Source organism: Dickeya lacustris, assembly GCF_029635795.1.
GTDB classification, from domain to species: Bacteria; Pseudomonadota; Gammaproteobacteria; order Enterobacterales; family Enterobacteriaceae; genus Dickeya; species Dickeya lacustris.
In genome coordinates this window covers 2,652,566-2,671,110 of the sequence record NZ_CP114280.1, presented here as the reverse complement: position 1 = coordinate 2,671,110, position 18,545 = coordinate 2,652,566, and the positions used below count along the sequence as shown (strand labels likewise).

At 55.2% G+C, this 18,545-nt stretch carries 15 protein-coding genes and 2 pseudogenes; 3 read left to right on the top strand and 14 right to left on the bottom strand.

Annotation, left to right across the window (positions count from 1 at the left end; translation table 11 throughout):
- Positions 1–78: 78 nt before the first annotated feature.
- From O1Q98_RS12115 to O1Q98_RS12100, 4 genes are all read right to left on the bottom strand, one after another.
- Entirely contained in the window at positions 79–1,368 is a 1,290-nt protein-coding gene (locus tag O1Q98_RS12115) for a Zn-dependent hydrolase (RefSeq protein WP_125257814.1), read from the bottom strand.
- Between the two features lie 91 nt (positions 1,369–1,459).
- Positions 1,460–2,911, bottom strand: coding sequence for a dihydropyrimidinase (gene hydA, locus O1Q98_RS12110; protein ID WP_205744224.1), 1,452 nt, complete (start codon positions 2,909–2,911; stop codon positions 1,460–1,462).
- Between the two features lie 27 nt (positions 2,912–2,938).
- Complete coding sequence (gene preA / locus O1Q98_RS12105) at positions 2,939–4,252, bottom strand: NAD-dependent dihydropyrimidine dehydrogenase subunit PreA (protein ID WP_125257812.1); 1,314 nt, start codon at positions 4,250–4,252, stop codon at positions 2,939–2,941.
- Positions 4,245–5,669, bottom strand: coding sequence for an NAD(P)-dependent oxidoreductase (locus O1Q98_RS12100; protein WP_125257811.1), 1,425 nt, complete (start codon positions 5,667–5,669; stop codon positions 4,245–4,247). The genes preA and O1Q98_RS12100 overlap by 8 nt, the downstream gene beginning before the upstream one ends.
- A 759-nt stretch (positions 5,670–6,428) precedes the next feature.
- On the opposite strand from O1Q98_RS12100, the gene O1Q98_RS12095 reads away from it, so the two are divergent.
- The gene (locus O1Q98_RS12095) at positions 6,429–7,307 is read left to right on the top strand and encodes a LysR family transcriptional regulator (RefSeq protein WP_035338941.1); all 879 of its coding nucleotides are present in this window, start codon (positions 6,429–6,431) and stop codon (positions 7,305–7,307) included.
- On the opposite strand, the gene O1Q98_RS12090 is transcribed toward O1Q98_RS12095, so the two are convergent.
- Positions 7,308–8,075 carry a DMT family transporter gene (locus O1Q98_RS12090; RefSeq protein ID WP_125257810.1) on the bottom strand — a complete coding sequence of 256 codons (768 nt, stop codon included), beginning with the start codon at positions 8,073–8,075 and terminating at the stop codon, positions 7,308–7,310.
- A gap of 26 nt (positions 8,076–8,101) precedes the next feature.
- On the opposite strand from O1Q98_RS12090, the pseudogene O1Q98_RS12085 reads away from it, so the two are divergent.
- Positions 8,102–8,945: pseudogene (locus O1Q98_RS12085) on the top strand (IS5 family transposase).
- On the opposite strand, the gene O1Q98_RS12080 reads toward O1Q98_RS12085, so the two are convergent.
- The 4 genes and pseudogenes from O1Q98_RS12080 to O1Q98_RS12065 form a co-directional block, all read right to left on the bottom strand.
- Positions 8,942–9,130 carry an EamA family transporter gene (locus O1Q98_RS12080; RefSeq protein WP_240632852.1) on the bottom strand — a complete coding sequence of 63 codons (189 nt, stop codon included), beginning with the start codon at positions 9,128–9,130 and terminating at the stop codon, positions 8,942–8,944. The pseudogene O1Q98_RS12085 and the gene O1Q98_RS12080 overlap by 4 nt on opposite strands.
- 195 nt (positions 9,131–9,325) lie before the next feature.
- Positions 9,326–10,822: pseudogene (locus tag O1Q98_RS12075) on the bottom strand (class I adenylate-forming enzyme family protein).
- Positions 10,823–10,877: 55 nt separating this feature from the next.
- Complete coding sequence (locus O1Q98_RS12070) at positions 10,878–11,054, bottom strand: Orn/Lys/Arg family decarboxylase (RefSeq protein ID WP_083960959.1); 177 nt, start codon at positions 11,052–11,054, stop codon at positions 10,878–10,880.
- 209 nt (positions 11,055–11,263) lie between these two features.
- A complete protein-coding gene (locus O1Q98_RS12065) occupies positions 11,264–11,539 on the bottom strand; it encodes a helix-turn-helix domain-containing protein (protein ID WP_125261316.1) in 276 nt (91 codons plus the stop codon).
- Between the two features lie 795 nt (positions 11,540–12,334).
- Here O1Q98_RS12065 and O1Q98_RS12060 point away from each other — a divergent pair.
- Positions 12,335–13,609 (top strand): ferredoxin reductase family protein, encoded by a 1,275-nt coding sequence (locus tag O1Q98_RS12060; protein WP_125261315.1) that lies wholly within the window; start codon positions 12,335–12,337, stop codon positions 13,607–13,609.
- A gap of 35 nt (positions 13,610–13,644) precedes the next feature.
- Here O1Q98_RS12060 and O1Q98_RS12055 read toward each other — a convergent pair whose 3' ends face one another.
- From O1Q98_RS12055 to O1Q98_RS12035, 5 genes are all read right to left on the bottom strand, one after another.
- Entirely contained in the window at positions 13,645–14,313 is a 669-nt protein-coding gene (locus O1Q98_RS12055) for a TetR family transcriptional regulator C-terminal domain-containing protein (RefSeq protein WP_164513050.1), read from the bottom strand.
- Positions 14,314–14,539: 226 nt separating this feature from the next.
- Positions 14,540–15,550, bottom strand: coding sequence for an ABC transporter substrate-binding protein (locus O1Q98_RS12050; protein ID WP_125261314.1), 1,011 nt, complete (start codon positions 15,548–15,550; stop codon positions 14,540–14,542).
- 79 nt (positions 15,551–15,629) lie between these two features.
- Positions 15,630–16,688 carry an ABC transporter permease gene (locus O1Q98_RS12045; protein WP_240632851.1) on the bottom strand — a complete coding sequence of 353 codons (1,059 nt, stop codon included), beginning with the start codon at positions 16,686–16,688 and terminating at the stop codon, positions 15,630–15,632.
- A gap of 101 nt (positions 16,689–16,789) precedes the next feature.
- On the bottom strand, positions 16,790–17,680 hold the full coding sequence (locus O1Q98_RS12040) for an ABC transporter permease (RefSeq protein WP_125261312.1): 891 nt from the start codon (positions 17,678–17,680) through the stop codon (positions 16,790–16,792).
- The gene (locus O1Q98_RS12035) at positions 17,670–18,506 is read right to left on the bottom strand and encodes an ABC transporter ATP-binding protein (protein WP_125261311.1); all 837 of its coding nucleotides are present in this window, start codon (positions 18,504–18,506) and stop codon (positions 17,670–17,672) included. The genes O1Q98_RS12040 and O1Q98_RS12035 overlap by 11 nt, the downstream gene beginning before the upstream one ends.
- Positions 18,507–18,545 lie beyond the last annotated feature (39 nt).

Sequence of the window (18,545 nt, the reverse complement as noted above, 5' to 3'; positions counted from 1 at the left end):
CCACTCACGCGACAACGCATCATCACGGCACAGGGCAGCCGCCGCTGCCCTGTCAGAACTGTGTAGCGCATCAGACGCTTACTGCCCGCGCGCGACCACACCGGCGCGCTCCAGCATCGCATGTAGCAGCACGTTAGCCCCCGCCGCTACCTGTTCGGGCGCGGCGTATTCGATTTCATTGTGGCTGATCCCGTCTTTACAGGGGATGAAGATCATGCCGGTCGGGGCCAGCAGGCTGGTGTAGACAGCATCGTGACCGGCACCGGAGACAATATCGCGGTGCGAGTAGCCAAGCTGTTGCGCCGCGCGCCGCACCGCCGCCTGGCAGTCCGGGTGAAAAGGGGCCGCCGGGTAGTGCGAGACCTGCGTCAGGCTAATACCAAGGCCGGTTTCCTGCTCAAGTTGTTGCAGATACCCCTTCAATGCGGCGTCCATCGCATCAACCTGCGCATCGCTGATGTTGCGAAAATCGACAGAGAATTTCACCGCGCCCGGCACCACGTTGCGGCTGTTCGGGTGTACCTGCACCATGCCCACCGTGCCGCGACCGTGCGGAGCAAAGCGCCCGGCTATCGCCACCACTTCCTGCATGATGCGCGCCGCCACCTGTAGCGCATCTTTACGCAGCGCCATCGGCGTCGGCCCAGCGTGAGACTCCTGCCCGGTCACAACACAGTCATACCAGCGGATGCCCAGCACCGCCTGCACCACACCAATCTCAATGCCTTCGTCTTCCAGAATCGGCCCTTGTTCGATATGGGCTTCAAAATAAGCGCCGATAGGGTGATCGCCCGGTGTCTGTGGCCCGACGTAACCGATGCGCGTCAGCTCTTCGCGCACCGTTTTACCGTCCACATCGGTAGCAGCATAGGCGTGCTCAAGTGAGAAGACCCCGGCAAACACGCCGGAACCCATCATGACCGGCACAAAACGGGAGCCCTCTTCATTGGTCCAAAACACCATCTCCAGCGGGGCCTGCGTCTCTATCTGGCAATCGTTCAGGGTGCGTATCACCTCCAGCGCCGCCAGCACGCCAAAATTACCATCGAACTTGCCGCCGGTGGGCTGGGTATCAATATGGCTGCCAGCGACAATCGGCGGCAGCGCGTTGTTGCGCCCGGCGCGGCGCAGGAAAACATTGCCGATTTGGTCAATCGTTACCGTTAATCCGGCGGCTTTGCCCCAGTCCACCACGCAGTCACGGCCCTGTCGGTCAAGGTCAGTCAGCGTCAGGCGACACACGCCGCCTTTGGGCGTCGCGCCAATTTGCGCCAGTGTCATCAGGGATTGCCACAGGCGTTCGCCGTTTACCCGCACATCGCGGGTGTCGATAACGCCTGATGCCTCGCTCAGTACATCGCTCATCATGTTGTCTTCCTCATCAAGTGAACCCCGGCGTGCATCACGCCGTGCCGACATTATTCGCGCGACCGCGTTGGATTCGCGCCACCGTTTAGGATTAACGCGCGACCGCTTTGGCCACGCGCTGGCGCTCCCACTGTGCCGCCGCATTGAAATCCGGCCCGAATGCCGGGCGCTTGAGATAGCGACCGGCCCCTTCGCGGGCGCGCAAATCGCCATTGGCATACACCACCACCCCCTGACTGAGGGTAAATGCCGCTTTGCCGGTCACGGTGCGGCCTTCAAACGGGTTGAAATCATTACGGGAGTGATGGGTTTTGGCCGACAGCGTCTGGCGACCTGCGGCATCCCACAGCACCAGATCGGCATCAGCGCCCGGCACCACGCAGCCTTTACGCGGATAGAGATTGAACAGGCGCGCGGTGTTAGCCGAGGTAATGGCGACAAACTCGCTTGGTGTCAGGCGGCCACTGTTAACCCCGGCATCCCAGATAACCGCCATGCGCTCTTCCACCCCGCCGCACCCGTTGGGAATTTTGGTGAAATTATCCTGCCCGGCCGCTTTCTGGCTGGCGCAGAAGGTGCAGTGGTCGGTCGCGGTGGTGTGCAACTGGCCGGACTGCAAGCCGCGCCACAGCGCCTCCTGATGCGCTTTGGGTCGAAACGGCGGGCTCATGACATACGCCGCAGCACGGGCGGCATCCGGATCGCGGTATACGCTGTCGTCAATCACCAGATGGCCTGCCAGCACCTCGCCATACACCCGCTGGCCACGGGAGCGGGCGCGGGCAATCGCGTCTGCCGCCTCGCTACAGGAGACATGCACCACGTAAACCGGCACGCCCATCAGACCGGCAATGGTAATCGCCCGGTTGGCCGCCTCGCCCTCCACTTCCGGCGGGCGCGACAGCGGGTGGCCTTCCGGCCCGGTGATGCCCTGCTTGAGCAACTCCTGTTGCAACAGGTAGACCATCTCGCCGTTTTCGGCGTGAACCGTCGGCATTGCGCCCAGCTCCAGCGAGCGGCGAAAGCTGTTCATCAGGGTTTCGTCATCACACATGATGGCGTTTTTATAGGCCATAAAGTGTTTGAAGCTGTTGATGCCTTCTTGCTGCACCAGCGTTGCCATATCGCGGTGTACGCTCTCGCCCCACCAGGTGATCGCCACATGAAAGCTGTAATCGGCAGCGGCTTTCTGCGCCCAGCCGCGCCAGAGGTGGTACGCCTCCATCAGCGACTGCTGCGGATTCGGAATAACAAAATCCAGGATAGTCGTGGTGCCGCCAGCCAGCCCCGCCGCCGTGCCGCTGTAAAAGTCATCCATGGTGGTCGCGCCCATAAACGGCAGGTTCATGTGGGTGTGCGGGTCGATGCCACCTGGCATCACATACAGCCCGGCGGCGTCAATCACCTCGGCCCCCGCCACCTCAGCGGTGGCTATTTCCGCCTCGCTGACGGCGGCAATCACGCCATTCACGCACAGCACATCGGCGCGAAACTGGCGATCGGCATTCACCACGGTGCCGCCTTTAATCAATACCGTACTCATGATGGCTCCTTATTCACACGTGACCGTTCAGGCCGCACCAGCGGCGGTGGCGAGCGGATTATTGGGGTGCGTCGTCCAGTTGGCGTATTCGCCGCTGACGCTGTTTCCGGTGCGTAAATCCACCTCGCCGGGTTGCAGGTGGCGCATGGTGATGCAGTTTGCTACCGGGCAGATGGACGCGCACAGGTTGCACCCCACGCACTCCTCTTCTTTGACTTCAAAGTGGCGCTCCCCCTGTTTTTCATGGCTAATCGCCTGATGGGAGGTATCTTCACAGGCGAGGTAGCAACGCCCGCATTTGATGCACAATTCCTGATCGATAACTGCTTTTTCGACGTGGTTAAGGTTTAGATAGCGCCAGTCGGTCACGCTGGCGACGGCGCGCCCGCGCAACTCCTCTAGGGAACGGTAGCCCTGTTCATCCATAAAATTGGACAGGCCGCTTATCATGTCCCGCACGATAGGGAAGCCGTGTACCATCGCCGCCGTACACACCTGCACGGTGGTGCAGCCCAGCGCGATAAATTCCGCCGCATCGCGCCAGGTAGAAATGCCGCCGATGCCGGACATCGGCAAATCTGCCGTCTGCCTATCACGGGCGATTTCCGACACCATATTGAGCGCAATCGGTTTTACCGCCGGGCCGCAGTAACCGCCGTGAGAGCCTTTGTCGCCGGTATGCGGCGTCATGCGCATGTGGTTTAAATCCACCCCCATCACCGAGTTGATGGTGTTAATCAGCGACACCGCATCCGCGCCGCCGCGCTTTGCCGCCCGCGCCGGGTAGCGAATATCGGTAATGTTCGGCGTCAGTTTGACCATGACCGGCAGGCGAGAATACTGCTTGCACCAGCGCGTCACCCGCTCGATATACTCCGGCACCTGGCCGACGGCTGCGCCCATGCCACGCTCGCTCATACCATGCGGGCAGCCAAAATTCAGCTCAATGCCATCTGCACCTGTCTGCTCGACCAGCGGCAAAATGTACTGCCACGCCGCCTCTTCGCACGGCACCATCAGCGAGACAATCACGGCGCGATCGGGCCAGTTGCGTTTGACGCGCGCAATCTCTTCCAGGTTGACATGCAGTGGCCGGTCAGTGATGAGCTCAATGTTATTTAACCCCAGCACCCGGCGATCGGCCCCCAGCAGCGTGCCGTAGCGCGGCCCGCTGACATTGACGACGTGCGGGTCAAGCCCGAGGGTTTTCCACACCACGCCGCCCCAGCCCGCTTCAAACGCGCGCACCACGTTGTACTCTTTATCCGTCGGCGGCGCAGAGGCCAGCCAGAAAGGGTTAGGGCTTTTGATGCCCAGAAATTCCGTGCGTAAATCAGCCATGAGAACGCTCCTGCCCCGTCAGTGAGAGTGATAAGGTATCGTTGGCCGCGACCCGGCCATCCACGCTTAACGCCAGTTCGATGGATTTCGCCGCCAGCTTGCCCTGACGTACCGCATCAACCGTTAAATCCAGCCCGCCATCGCAGCAATCGCCGCCCGCCCACACGCCCGGCAGTGACGTGCGCCCGGCGTCATCCACCCGCAGGCGGCCATTTTTCAGCGCCAGCAACGGGCCTGCGGGGTGCGGGTCGTAATGCTGGCCGATAGCCATCAGCACCATATCGGCCGGGAGCGTAAAGGTTTCCCCGCTGGCCACGAGCGCACCCTCATGGGGCTGCATCACCGCAAAGGTGACGGCGTTAAGCTTGCCCTCTTCGCCGTGCAACGCCTGCACCACCGCCCAGTGGCGAATCAGTACGCCGTTGTGCTGCGCCCATTGCACCTCTTTGTGCGAGGCGCTCATCTGCGCTTCACCCCGGCGATACACGATGGTGACTTCACGCGCGCCCAGTTTTTTCGCCTGCACAGCGGCATCCACCGCCGTCATGCCGCCGCCTATCACCACCACCTGACGGCCCACTGCCACCTCGCTCATGTCGGCGGCCTGGCGCAGCGCGGCAATAAACGCCACCGCATCCTCGACCCCCGCAAGCGGCGGGCTGGCTATCTCCAGCGCATTGACCCCCGCCAGCCCCATGCCGAGAAACACGGCGTCATACTCGGCACGCAGCCCCTCAAGGGTGATGCTCTGGCCCAGCCGTTGCCCAAGGCGCAGCTCAATCCCGCCGACCGACAGCAGCCAGGCAATCTCTTTTTGGGCAAAATCCCCGGTGGTTTTGTACGCCGCCAGCCCATACTCATTGAGCCCGCCGGGCTTGTCTTGCGCATCAAACACCACCACCTGATGGCCGCATACCGCCAGCCGGTGCGCGACCGTCAGCCCGGCCGGGCCCGCCCCCACCACAGCGACGCGCTTGCCGGTATCCGGCGCGCGCATAAAGAGCGGTTTGCCGGGGTTCGCCAGATAACTGTCGGTGGCGAACCGCTGCAACAGGCCAATCTTCACCGGATTACCGTCCTGCGCGTGACGCACGCAGCGCTGTTCGCACAGGGTTTCCGTCGGGCACACGCGCGCGCACATGCCGCCCAGCACATTCGCCTGCAAAATCACCTCGGCTGCGCCACGCACATTGTCCTGTGCGATGCGGTGGATGAAACTGGGCACATCAATGTCCGCCGGACAAGCGCGCGTGCAGGGCGCATCAAAACAGTAATAACAGCGCTCGGCTTCGATAACCGCTTGAGTGGCACTCAGCGGCGGGTGGCTGTCGCTAAACTGCGCGCGATAGTGCGCCTCGCTCAACCGGCCCGACACAATACCCGGCGCATCGCTACCGACAGGGGTTGGAGTCTTCATCACGCCACCTCAAGAACAAGGAAAATATCGGGATAACAGCGGTTAACGCACGCTATCTGTCGGGAACAGTCGCCAATAGGGGGTTGCAGCCGAATGCGCATGGTACGTCTCCTGAACAGGGGCAGCGGGAGAACCCGACCGCCCGGTTAAAAACCTGACCATTTGGTTAACTTTTCAGGAAAGGTAATGCGATTGTTGTGCCAGCTTTTCAGCACGTAACAACCGAAGAAAAAACAGAGGATTAGCCCATCAGCAACGCAGCAATAAGCGCAACTTTTGACCATATTGAGTGCAAAATCAGCAAAAAGGCCCATGCGTTGCGCTATTTTTGTGCTTTTTAGCAGAATTGATATAACTTATGGCGGGGTTAAAGATAACGGTAAATTAATCTTACCAATTCCTGCCGCCAATCATTGCCTGATGCATCACCAGGTTTCTGCGGCGCGATGCCGTTAATCCCATAAAAAATAACCCTACACCGACCCTGGCTGATTTGAGTCGGTAAAGATGACGGGTAAGAGCCGAACCAAGGCCGAAGAATCAATCCAGTAACCTGCTTATATTCAGCGTGCAGTATTTAGCGTGCATACAACGAAGTATGGCAATGATGGCATCACCATGCGTTATTCGATACCGGTGTGAAGATCACCTGGCGTTTAAGTTAGATGCATAATCTAATTTTAAGCAGGCTAATAAAAACGCAGCGATTTTTACCGGACTGACGAAGTTTGAATACCTTCTTCATAGGAAAGGGATTTAATGGATCTCAATCAGCTTAAAACATTCGTGACCGTAGCAGAAACCTCAAGCCTTACCCGGGCTGCCAGCCTGCTTTTTCTCAGCCAACCCGCTGTCAGCGCACATATTAAGTCTCTTGAAGGTGAGTACAACGTCAAGCTTTTTAACCGCACGCCAAGGGGAATGGAACTGACCGCCGCAGGTATCATCATGCGTGATGAAGCCCGAATAGCGCTGGATGCGGCGAATAATTTTATTACCAAAGCCCGCACCATTAATGATGTAAAAACCTGCTCGCTGGGAACTATTTCCGTCCCTGTCATTTTGAATTTACCGGGGGTGCTATCAAGATTACGCCAACACCAGCAAGACGTTAACCTCACTATTCGACAAAATATTTCCGGGCATATTATTGATGGCGTCATAAATGGTGAATTAGACGCAGGTTTTGTTATCGGCCATGTATCCACTCCCGGCATTGGCGTATTAGAAATATCCCCCATTTCGCTGTGTATTGCTGGCCCCTGGAGCTGGAAAGAGAAAATTGCCGCAGCAAAATGGGGAGATATTCCCTCTTTCCCGTGGATTGCGACTCCCGATAAATGCTCTTTCACGACCATCAGCCGCGATTTCTTTGCCAAAAATAATATCAGCGTTGAGCCGTCAGTCGTCGCTGACCAGGAAAAAACACTCACCGAACTGGTTTGCATGGAGATGGGGTTAACCTTAATGCGTGAAGACCTGGCATTATCCGCACAAGATAATCAGCAAGTCTTTATTTGGCCGGGAGAGAAAACCGTCAGTCAGCTCTGTTTTATCTGGTCACGAAAAAGAGAAACCTCACCGGTCGTTACTGCCTTAATCGACACGGTGAGGGAAATATGGCATGTGGTTGATTAATTAACGGCTGCTCGTCGCCACTTTCATCGGTGCAACAGGCATCTGGGCCAGTTTCCGCTGATTCAGGTTATTTAAAATCAGCGCGGTTGCCGTAATGGTTGCACCGATGAGTTGCAGGTCAGTCGGTACTACCCCATTGAGTGCAGAGACAATAAACGCCGTCACTGGCACAACATCCATGAACAGCACACCATTGGTCGGGGTGATGATTTTATTGCCCACGTTCCAGCACAATACCGCCATCAAACCTGCAACCAACGCCATATACAGCAGATGGGGGACAACGATTGTTACTGCGGCAAGTTGCGGCACAGCAACCGTTCCTGTCGCCATCAGAAAGAGGTCAATAACCAGGACACTGATCATACCCAGCAGCGTTGTCAGCGTGGTGTAACGAACCGGGCTCCAGCCAGGAAAATACGAGCCGCCAATGGTATAAAGCACCCAGCATAAGGCACCGGCAATCAGCAATAAATTTGCAGTCATGTTGATGGATGACGAAAGAACCGCCGCCGGATTGCCATTGGTAATCACCAGTAATACGCCGCTAAAAGAGAGCAGAATAAAGCCGAAGGTGCTGGCATGAGGGCGGTTCTTTTTCAATGCCCAAATGGTCAGTAGCCCCAGCATCGGCATCGTCGCCATCATAATTGATGCAGTCAGTGCGCCAGAAGGCCCGGCAAGGTGCTGACCAAGAAAAACCAGGAAGCCAAATCCGGCAAAACCTAGGGTGTGTCCCGTAACTATTTTTTGTACAATCAGGGACATGATTTCACCACAAAAAGTCCTTTAATTTGGCTCGTTACGATTTTCCCGATGACGCCTGGGCGTTGATTTCTCCCATGCTGCCACCTGAAAGAGGCTCTTCCCGAGGCGGGCGTCCTTATTTTGCGCACAGACATGTCATGAATGGCATATTTTGGGTGCTTTGCTCTGGCGCACCCTGGCGGGACTTACCTGAGCGTTATGGTCAATGGAAAACCATTTACAACCGCTTCAATCGGTGGTCTAAAGCCGGAATAATGAACAGCATTTTCAATAAATTACTCCAGATTCTGGATGAAAAGCGCTGATAGACTGGGATGTTATCGCGCCTGGATGGCAGTAACGTTCGCGCCCTGAAAGCGGCCGCCGGTGCGAAAAAAACATCCCGATGAATGCGAGGACCATGGGCTGGGTCGCTCTCGCGGCGGCTTTGGCACCAAAATCCATCTGGCGACAGATGGCACAGGATTACCACTGAGTTTTTGCCTGAGCGGTGGACAGGCCCACGAAAGCCGATACGCGGAAACGTTGCTCAACCGGGTCGGGATTATCCGAAAAAGCGGGCACCTGAAATCACGTCCGAAAGCGGTGCTGGCGGATAAGGGTTATTCAGGTAAAAACCTTCGCATTCACTTGAAAATGAAAGGAATAAAAGCGGTTATTCCGTTTAAATCGAATGAGAAGGCCAGTCAGGACGGACGTCGCCCCCTCGACACGCGCCTGTACAAAAAACGCAATGTCGTGGAGCGTTGCTTTGCGATACTTAAAGAAAATCGCCGTATTGCCACCCGCTCGGAGAAAACGGCCAGAAACTACCTGAGTATGCTAAAACTGGGAGCGATCAGGTTATTTTTAAAGCGGTTGTTAAGTTAAGGGACACAGCCTAATGTGCCGAACAACCATGCCAGCCCCCAACGCTCGCCTTTTAAATTAAAACTTTGACGACCTTCTTTTAATAGCAGCAACAGCGCAAATGCCAGCCCGGCAATACCATAACGCAGCGTAGTGAAATTAAACGGGTCAATATGTTGCAGTGCATCGGTCATTACCGGAAACATCGCACCCCATGAAACGGTTGCGGCTAAACAACATAAAAGTCCTTTACTGTATACGTTTTTCATCATTTATCCTTTTCGAATTCAATAATTTTTTGCAGGTTAGTCATCATCACGGGTTCATAATTTCATAGTGGGGTGATGATGACTATTCGTAAATTTCTATACAGACCTCAGATATCCTGATACCGATATCAATTATGCTGCTTCAAGTAAGTTAACAACCTCCTGAAAACGTACTTTACCACTGGGGCTATACGGAATTTCGTCAATTTTTTTGGCTTTAAACTTCAAAATATTATGCTGTTGCAATTTTTCTTTTATTTTTTCATTGAGCACATCATCATTAACCGGTCTGTTATTAAATGTGCTGAACAAAAGTTTAATCATATTTTCGCTTTCATTTGCCACTGAAATAATAGCCACATCATGAATACAGGGTAATGAGCGCAGTGTTTCCTCTACACCATAAACATGGTTCTTGTCATAACGATCACCATTTCTGTTCATCAGAAAAAGTCTGCCATGATTATCAAGATAACCATAATCCGCCATGGGGAAATAGACATCATCACCGAGAGTCACGAAGGGTTTTCGTCCATCCCCATATTCATCCATCAACATATAACTGGCGATAGCCACCCGGCCTTTCGTACCAGCAGGAACCAGACGGTTATTTTCATCCAGAATAACCACCTTATTACCATCAAAGGCTCTTCCTACACTATCAGGGTGGCGAATAATATCATCAGGTTCGGCCAGAATATTCACACCTGACTCCGTACAGCCATAATACTAGTGAATTACAGGCCCTAATGCAGACATGGCAGCCATTTTATTATGGGGGGCAAAGTTACTGCCTCCCACCAGTATCCAGCGAAAATGCGTGGTTATATGCTGTTGTTCCACTAATTTCGTCACCCTCGAGACTAGATTCGGCGTCATCACCGTTGCCGTAATGTCATCACGGCTAATGAGCGTACCGATCGCCGCATCATCATTTTGGTCAACAAGGTAGAGCGGCGCGCCAAGCCCCATAAACATCCGCGCCCATCCATTACCCGCTGCGTGATATAAGGGCAAAATCAGCATAAAACCATCACGGTGTGTAAAGCCGTATCGTTCGGTAAACCAGCTAAATCGGCGGGCATCAAACGACTGATAGCGTAGTGCGATTTTAGGCTCGGAAGAGGTTCCTGATGTTAATGACACCGCCCGAAAGGGCACCGGGCGATGCTGTTCGAGTATTTCCGCAACATGCTTACGGTGCAGGCTGCCAATACTGTCCACCATCGCATCTGTAGGCGAATTAACAGAAATGACACTCGCTCCCGTTGAATATAATTGGTTCAACTCATCTGTCGTGTATAAGCTATAAGAGACTAATAGAATCCCAGGGTTGATTTTCTTCACCAGATTTAACAGCGTTGTTATCGGCAGAGAATAATCCAACCCATTAGTTGGAATACCCAGCGTGGTGAATGCTGCCAGCCAGCAAATTAAATCCCCGTTATTCTTAGACAAGAAGCACGCCGAGCGCATCTTTTCAGGCTCGATGAAATTCTTAATAAAAGCCACCCGTGATTCGGTTAAAGACAACACCTCACTCCATGTATATGCTTTATCTTCAGCAATAAGGCATGGTGCATTTCCACGGACAGCAGCAATCTCAGCAATCTTTTTTAAGTTGATCATTTTATTTGGCTCTAAATAGATTAAATTGAATGAGTTTTAAAATTTAATTACGCTATCAGGCAGCGATAATCAGCAAACCGTTGTCACGACATTCATTAATTTTCTGTTGAATGGCGTCACTTATCTCTTCACCGGGGAATAAGATAGGCACGCCCGGCGGATATGGAATAATAAATTTATCAGAGATAACGCAAGGTGCTACCGACTCTTTTTCTTCTTTTCCTTGAGTCATTTCTGATAATTTTACACATTGATGCTGTACCTCTCATTGTGCAAACCCCGTGCTGAAGTAATATCACTTCCCACGAGAGCACGCCGTATTCACGGCGCGCATACTATAGACATTATTCACTACCTCAGGAGTTCTAAGCACACGGCGCGACGATATCTCATTAAGAATGCTGTTTTTACCTGTGTGTCATGAAATATTTAAGCTGAAAGTTATGGTTTATCAGAACGAATTCGCATTCGATTTTGACGATCGATAAAGATATTAGTTTGAGGGTCATAGTAGCGGCTCGGCCATATTTCTTCAGGTTTAACGCCTAATTCGTTAGCGATCAATAGTTCTCCTTTTGGCCAAGGTCGATATAGTGCGTTTGCCAAAGTGCTTGAACTTAACCCGGCCTTTCGTGATACGGCTGAGAGTGATGTTCCTTTCTTCCTTAATGCTGCAATGATATCCGCCGGATGCCAGTCAGCTTTCCTTATATACATGGTGTCCTCTATACTATTTTTAAACTATCGCTTTAAAAAATTAACTCTTTGTAAATATTAAGGTGTAAGTTTTTTATGGCACATTTTATTTATCGCATTGAACAATGGCATTTCTTCTGTAATAAAATCGATAATTTCTGCTGTCACTTTAATTATCCTCTTGGTTAATTCAGTTTCGCTGTGAGTGAAATATGCCAATGAACAAAAGCGATGAATATTTTTATTTTCTGATGTAGCTATAAGTGTTGATGAAGAGGGGGATAACAAAAACAAAAGGCATTGTTTTTATTGAAAAATATTTTCAATGCCGCGCGAGAAAGGGCCGTATCACGGGGTAAAAATTTTACTTTCAGGCGAAAAAAACGGCCAGATGACCAGTGGTGGGAGCGCGTTGGCGAATGGCGATTCATGCGACGGCATCACAGGAAGACGGTCACGGCGTTTGCCAGCAAACCGGTGCAAACGGGGCACATAACCCGTAGCGGCAAAGCCCGGCATTATAGAATGCACAATTATTTATGGCGCATGGCTGTTTATGACGAACGGCTATTATGATGAAAATATGGAGAAACCTGCACATTATCCGGTTTAATCTCCACAATGTTACAGTTTGAAATAACCCCGTCACGGGCAGGAGAATCAAATACACAACTTTACGGGTATCGCTATAGCCTTCTCCAACACCAATACTTATATTTAATAAAACATGATGATTTCTCTATCGCGAATATATTTTTTCGCCGATTTATCCAGAAAATAAAAACATCTTAATATTTTATTAAAAGGCTTTTTATTATGAAGTTTATTGTCCTATCGTTGCTGATTTGCCTTGCTGTCTGGGTGTTAAGTTTACCGGATATTGCCACCCTGCCGACGTTTATTTACTGGCGCAATATGCTGGTGCAATTGACGGGCCTTATCGCCGTACTCTGTATTACCGGGTTGCTTATCATGGCGCTCCATCCTCCCGTGCTGGAAAAGTGGCTGGGCGGTATGGATAAGCTGTACGTCTGCCACAAATATCTCGGCATCGGTGCCGGTATCGCTACCCTGCTGCACTGGCTTTTCGCCAAATTGCCGGGCATCGCCGCCGCACTCGCCTGGATAACGCCGGGCCGCCGCCCGCCACACCCGATTGACCCCTGGCGTGGCGTGATGAATGAGCTGGGGGAAATCGCGTTTTATTGCATGATATTTTTTATTGCCATTAGCCTGATGAAATGGATCTCCTATAAAAATTTCCGCATTATTCACAAGGTCGGCGCAATTATCGCCCTGCTGGGTGTACTCCATTCATTTTATATGATTAATAGCGACATGCGCTGGACGGTATTTGGCATCGCCTGCATGGTGTTATGTATTCTCTCTTCGTTCATTATTATTTATTCTCTGGCAGGGCGAATTGGCAGACGAAATGATTTTTCAGCCCAAATCGCCGCAGCCAGTAAAATAAATGACTCCACGCTGGAATTAACCATCCGCGTGCCAGCTGCATTTGCCCATCGCTATCAGGCAGGCAAATTTGTTTTCCTGACCACTGATGCGAAAGAGGGCAAACACCCGTTTACCGTTAGCCGATACGATGCGGATAACCACCTGCTGACGCTCACCATCAAAGCGCTGGGCGATTACACCACCGCGCTGGTGAACGGGCCAAATCTGGCAGGCACCTCGGTGGTGATTGAAGGCCCTTACGGTGAATTCACCTTGCCGGCGCACTCCGATAAAGAAACCTACTGGGTCGCCGGGGGGATTGGGATCACGCCGTTTTTATCCTGGCTGCATCAGCTGCGCGCCAGCCAGCAACAGCAGCACAACACCACGCTCTTTTACTGCGTCAACAGCGAAAGCGAGCTTATCCACCCCGCGACGCTGGCAACACTGGCGCGCGATGCCGCCATCGACCTGCACATCATCGTGCGCGACCGTGACGGGCTACTCGACCCCGCGCGCCTCAATACCGACAACTGCGCCGGCGTCTGGTTCTGTGGGCCTGTCGGAATGCGGCGCTACCTGCAACAGCAGGTGGGCCAGTCGGTGTTGCATTTCGAGCAGTTCGATTTCCGCTAGCCGTTATAACCGTCAGTCGCGACGATAATCTGTTGCTACGACAATCCGCACAGACGAAACACGCTGTTGAGTACATGGCGAGTGGCGCGCGCTCTGGCCTGCTCGCTGTGAGAATCTTCGCCGAGCACCGCCGCTATCTGAATGTCAAAATCGGCATAGGTTTGCGTCATCGACCAGACGCTGAAAAAGAAGTGCGTGGTGTCCAGCGGGGGTAAGCGGCCTTGCGCTATCCAGCCATCCAGCACGGCGGCTTTCTCCGCCACCAGCCGCCGCAATTCGGTTTGCAGCAAGTGGTGTACCATCGGTGCGCCCTGCAAAATCTCATTGGCGAACAGCCGTGAGGCGTGCGGGCGCTCGAAACTGAAGTGCATTTTCTGGCGCACGTAGGCGTCGATGGCGCTTTTCGGGTCGGCATCGGGCCGAAAGCCATCCAGCGGGGCCAGCCAGTCGTGCAAAATGCCGTCCAGCACCGTGAGATAGAGCGTCTGTTTATTGCCAAAATAGTAATGCAGGTTGGCTTTAGGCAGCGAGGCCGCCTCAGCAATTTGCGCCATCGTCGCCCCGCGAAAGCCAAAGCGGGCAAACACCCGCTCCGCCGCCAGCAGAATAACCGCCTCATTATCCTGCCGGATGCGGCCTTTCTCGCCTTCATCAGCACCGGCTGGCAACAAGCGCCCGCCGCTGGCATCGTCCGTGCTACGCATCTGCATGCTCATGGTGTTCGCGGCCATACTCCTGTTGTGTACCCCGTTGTGTGTTGATCGTTGTGTATTGATAGCGGTGTGCTGATCGTGGTGTTAATTACGCCATCCCTGGCAAATACCGACCGGCCTGGCCGCGCGCCGTTATTGCGTCACGGCTATTTCATCACGGTTATTACGTCACCTGCGATTTCGTCACCGCTATTTTGTCACCGCTATTTTGTCAGCGTTATTTTGCCGCCGCCTGCCACACCACATGACTCATGGCGTCGTCACCGGGATCGTTTTTGATGACCGGATGACTGCCGCCGCTATTTAGCAGCACATCAATCGTGCGGCGGTAGGCAGCCGGTTCCAGATAGCCGACGGCTGGCGTATTGGCGTGGGTAATGAGTTTAGCCACATTTTCCATCTGGCGCTGCTGCACCGCTTCGGTCGCCGCCCCGGAAGCGTCCTCCGCCACCACGATTTTCGCCGCTTCATCCGGGTGGCTGACGGCATAATTCCAGCCCTTGAACGACGCCTTCAGGAATTTCGCCATTTTGGCGACAAATGCCGGGTCTTTCAGGTTCGGCCCCAGTACATACAAGCCATCTTCCAGCGTAGACACCCCCTGGTCTTCATAGGCGAACGTCACCAAATCCTCTTTTTTCAGGCCCGCGTCAATCAGCTGCCAGTATTCGTTGTAGTTCATGGTGGAAATACAGGCGGCCTGCTTTTGCAGCAGCGGATCAACATTAAAGCCCTGCTTGAGCACCTTGATGTCGCTGTCCGGCTTGTAGCCGAGTTTGTTCATCCAGTTAAAAAACGGATACTCGTTGCCGCCAAACCACACGCCCAGCGTTTTGCCTTTCAAATCAGCCGGGGCGTTGACGCCGCTTGCCTTGCGGCAGGTCAGCATCATGCCTGAGCGGTCAAACACCTGTGCGATGTTCACCAGCGGCACCCCGGCCTCACGCGCGGCCAGCGCATCCGGCATCCAGTTGACAATCACATCCGCTGATTTACCGGCAATCACCTGCACCGGCGAAATATCGGTGCCACCGGGTTTGATGGTGACATTCAATCCCTCTTGCTGATAGAAGCCTTTCTGTTGCGCCACGTAATAACCGGCAAACTGCGCCTGCGGCACCCATTTCAGTTGCAGCGTGACGTTCTCGGCAGCCTGCGCGGGCAATGTCACCGTCAAGGCAATGGCCACCAGCAGGCCACTGGGGAAAAGATCGGAACGTTTTATCATCAGATGACTCCTCAGGTTGATGTGAACACGACAGTGATTGCACGTTATGGTTGTGGTTATGGTGTTGTGTGGTGACGGCTCAGGGCGTAGCGCCGCGCACCGAGGGGTGCCAGAAATTGACCTTGCGCTCCAGCCTGACCAGCAGCGCATACACCAGCGAGCCAATCAGCGAGGCCACCACAATCGCCGCCCACACCAGCGGCATGTGCATCCGGGCGGCCTCGGTGGAGATGCGAAAGCCGAGCCCGGCAGTCGGCGAGCCGAAGAACTCCGCGACAATGGCGCTGATTAACGCAAGCGTCGCGTTCACCTTCAGCGCGGCAAAAATAAACGGCAGCGCGGCAGGCAAGCGCAACACCCACAGCGTGCGCTGCGGCGAGGCGGCATAACAGTGCATCAGCTCGCGCTCCAATTTGCCGCTGGCCTGTAGGCCCGCCAGCGTGCTGACCAGCGCCGGAAAAAACGTCACCAGCACGATTACCGCCGCCTTCGAAGGCCAGTCGAAACCGAACCACATCACCGCAATCGGCGCGACGCCAACCAGCGGAACCGTGCTGGTCAGGTTGGCCAACGGCAGCAGGCCGCGCTGCAAAAACGGCTGGCGGTCAATCAGCAGCGCCACGGCGATGCCGCCCGCGCAACCCAGCAGATAACCGGCCAGTACCGATTTGAGCACCGTTTGCACCACATCGCCGAGCAGCAGGCTGGCGCTGTCATACAACGCCTGGGCGATAGCCAGCGGCGTGGGCAGCAGCACCTGCGGCACCGCAAATCCGCTGACCAATAGCTGCCAGAAATAGAGCACCCAGCCGCCAAACAGCAAGGCAACGGCGCTGTCAGGCAGGCGCACGCTGCGCACCCGCGCCAGATGCTGCACGCTCACCATCGCCAGCAGCGCCAGTGCCAGCGCCGTCAGCCCATAGTGGTATCCGCCAGCGGCGGCAGGTAACAACGAAACGGCGGCCAAGAGCAATAACAGCGCCAGTACGCCCGCGCGCCACAGCGGTATGCCCGGTGACAGCAATGCCGCCAGCGCCAGCAGCAGCAGGCCGTCGGTTTGCCACAGCGGTGCGCCGCCATCCAGCAGCGCCAGTACCAGCGCGAGCAGCGCGCCGGTCAGCGGTAGTGCTCCCAACACTGGTGATCGTGCTCCCAGCACCGGTGGTCGTGCTCCCAGCACTGGTGATCGTGCTCCCAGCACCGGTGGTCGTGCCCCTGGCACCGGTTTAGTGTGCGTTATCATCGCGCCCCCTTGCGTGTTGCCATCACCCATCGCTCAATCAGGCTCACCAGCGCGGTTAAGCCCAACCCCAGCAGCGAAGCCATCACCAGTGCCGACCAGATTTGCAGCGTATTGCCGTAATACGAGCCGGTCAGCAGGCGTGCGCCAAGCCCTGCCTGCGCGCCGGTCGGCAGCTCGGCGACCATGGTTCCCACCAGTCCGCTGGCGATAGCCACCCGGCACGCCGGAAATACATAGGGCAGCGCCGACGGCAAGCGCACCAGCCAGAAGGTATCAATTCGGCTGGCGGCATAGGTATGCACCAGTTCCAGCTCCAGTTTTTGCGGCGCGCGCAGCCCCTGCACCACGGCAAGCGTAATCGGGAAAAAACACAGGTACATGGCGATGGTGGCTTTGGGTAACAGCCCGGTGATGCCAAGGCTGCCGAGGATAATCAGCACAATCGGGGCGATCGCCAGTACCGGCACCGTCTGGGACGCGACAATCCACGGCAGCAGGGCTTTATCCAGCGTGCGGGAATGCACAATCGCCACCCCCAGCAAGCCGCCCAGCACCACGCCCATGACAAAACCGGTTAGCGCTGCGCTGGCGGTCACGGCGGTGTGCAGCAGCAAATTACGCGGCGAGCCGGGCGGCCATTGCGTCAGGCTGGCCCAGATATCCAGCACAATTTGATGCGGCGCAGGCAGCACCGGGCGCGACATTGTCAGCGTCGCGGCCAGCACCTCGCGCCAGCGCGCGCCATCCGCCATCCGCTCGATGACGCCCGGCGCATTAAGCGCCATAGCCAGCAGATACCAGACCAGCGTCAGGCAAAGCGCCACCACCGCCACCGGCAGCACCTGCTGGCGGAAATCGCCAAGGTAACGCCCGCGTTCAGTGCTCATGGTGCCCCTCCACCAGCGCGGCGCGCACCTCTTGCGCCAGCTCGAGGAACGCCGGTGAGTCACGCAGCGAAAGCGTGCGCTCGGCAGGCAGCGGCGAGTCAATCACCTTCACGATACGGCCCGGTCGCGGCGACATCACCACTATCTTGGTCGAGAGGTAGACGGCTTCGCTAATCGAGTGGGTAACAAACACCATGGTGCGCTGGCCTGCCACCCACAGCTGTTGCAGTTGCTGATTGAGGTTGTCACGGGTGAGCTCATCAAGCGCGCCAAAGGGTTCATCCATCATCAGGATTTTGGGGTCAAACCCGAGCGCGCGGGCAATCGATACCCGTTGTTGCATGCCGCCGGAGAGCTGCCAGGGGTATTTTTTCTCAAAGCCCTGCAACCCGACCCGCGCCAGCTGCTCACGGGCAATGATTTCGCACACTTGCGGCGCGCGGCCCTGAATGTGCAGCGGCAGCATCACATTGGCCAGCACCGTGCGCCAGGGCAACAATACCGGTGCCTGAAACACGTAACCGTATGCCCCGGCGCAGCGGGCCTCGCCAGGCGTCATGTCATTGACCGTAATCTCACCGCTGGTAATCGGCTCCAGGTCGGCAATGGCGCGCAGCAACGTGGTTTTGCCACAACCGGACGGCCCGATAAACGAGACAAACTCGCCCTCGCGGATAGTCAGGTTAATGTCTTTCAGTGCATGAACCGGCTTGTCTGCCGCCGGGTAAATCACATTGGCATCGCGCACCACAATGGCCGGGCGAGCAGGCGCCTGCGCCGGTTTCAACATGGTCACGACCGAATCCTCGGCATAGCTCTGGCTCATCATCGCTCTCCCTCCGCCATTTTCTGACCGTCTGGTTAG

Coding starts and splice junctions, on each gene's coding strand:
- O1Q98_RS12065 (WP_125261316.1), bottom strand. CDS start 11,539: ATGTATATAAGGAAAGCTGACTGGCATCCGGCGGATATCATTGCAGCA.
- O1Q98_RS12070 (WP_083960959.1), bottom strand. CDS start 11,054: ATGACTCAAGGAAAAGAAGAAAAAGAGTCGGTAGCACCTTGCGTTATC.
- O1Q98_RS12040 (WP_125261312.1), bottom strand. CDS start 17,680: ATGAGCACTGAACGCGGGCGTTACCTTGGCGATTTCCGCCAGCAGGTG.
- O1Q98_RS12055 (WP_164513050.1), bottom strand. CDS start 14,313: ATGCGTAGCACGGACGATGCCAGCGGCGGGCGCTTGTTGCCAGCCGGT.
- O1Q98_RS12080 (WP_240632852.1), bottom strand. CDS start 9,130: ATGTTTCCGGTAATGACCGATGCACTGCAACATATTGACCCGTTTAAT.
- O1Q98_RS12035 (WP_125261311.1), bottom strand. CDS start 18,506: ATGAGCCAGAGCTATGCCGAGGATTCGGTCGTGACCATGTTGAAACCG.
- O1Q98_RS12090 (WP_125257810.1), bottom strand. CDS start 8,075: ATGTCCCTGATTGTACAAAAAATAGTTACGGGACACACCCTAGGTTTT.
- preA (WP_125257812.1), bottom strand. CDS start 4,252: ATGGCTGATTTACGCACGGAATTTCTGGGCATCAAAAGCCCTAACCCT.
- hydA (WP_205744224.1), bottom strand. CDS start 2,911: ATGAGTACGGTATTGATTAAAGGCGGCACCGTGGTGAATGCCGATCGC.
- O1Q98_RS12060 (WP_125261315.1), top strand. CDS start 12,335: ATGAAGTTTATTGTCCTATCGTTGCTGATTTGCCTTGCTGTCTGGGTG.
- O1Q98_RS12100 (WP_125257811.1), bottom strand. CDS start 5,669: ATGAAGACTCCAACCCCTGTCGGTAGCGATGCGCCGGGTATTGTGTCG.
- O1Q98_RS12095 (WP_035338941.1), top strand. CDS start 6,429: ATGGATCTCAATCAGCTTAAAACATTCGTGACCGTAGCAGAAACCTCA.
- O1Q98_RS12115 (WP_125257814.1), bottom strand. CDS start 1,368: ATGATGAGCGATGTACTGAGCGAGGCATCAGGCGTTATCGACACCCGC.
- O1Q98_RS12050 (WP_125261314.1), bottom strand. CDS start 15,550: ATGATAAAACGTTCCGATCTTTTCCCCAGTGGCCTGCTGGTGGCCATT.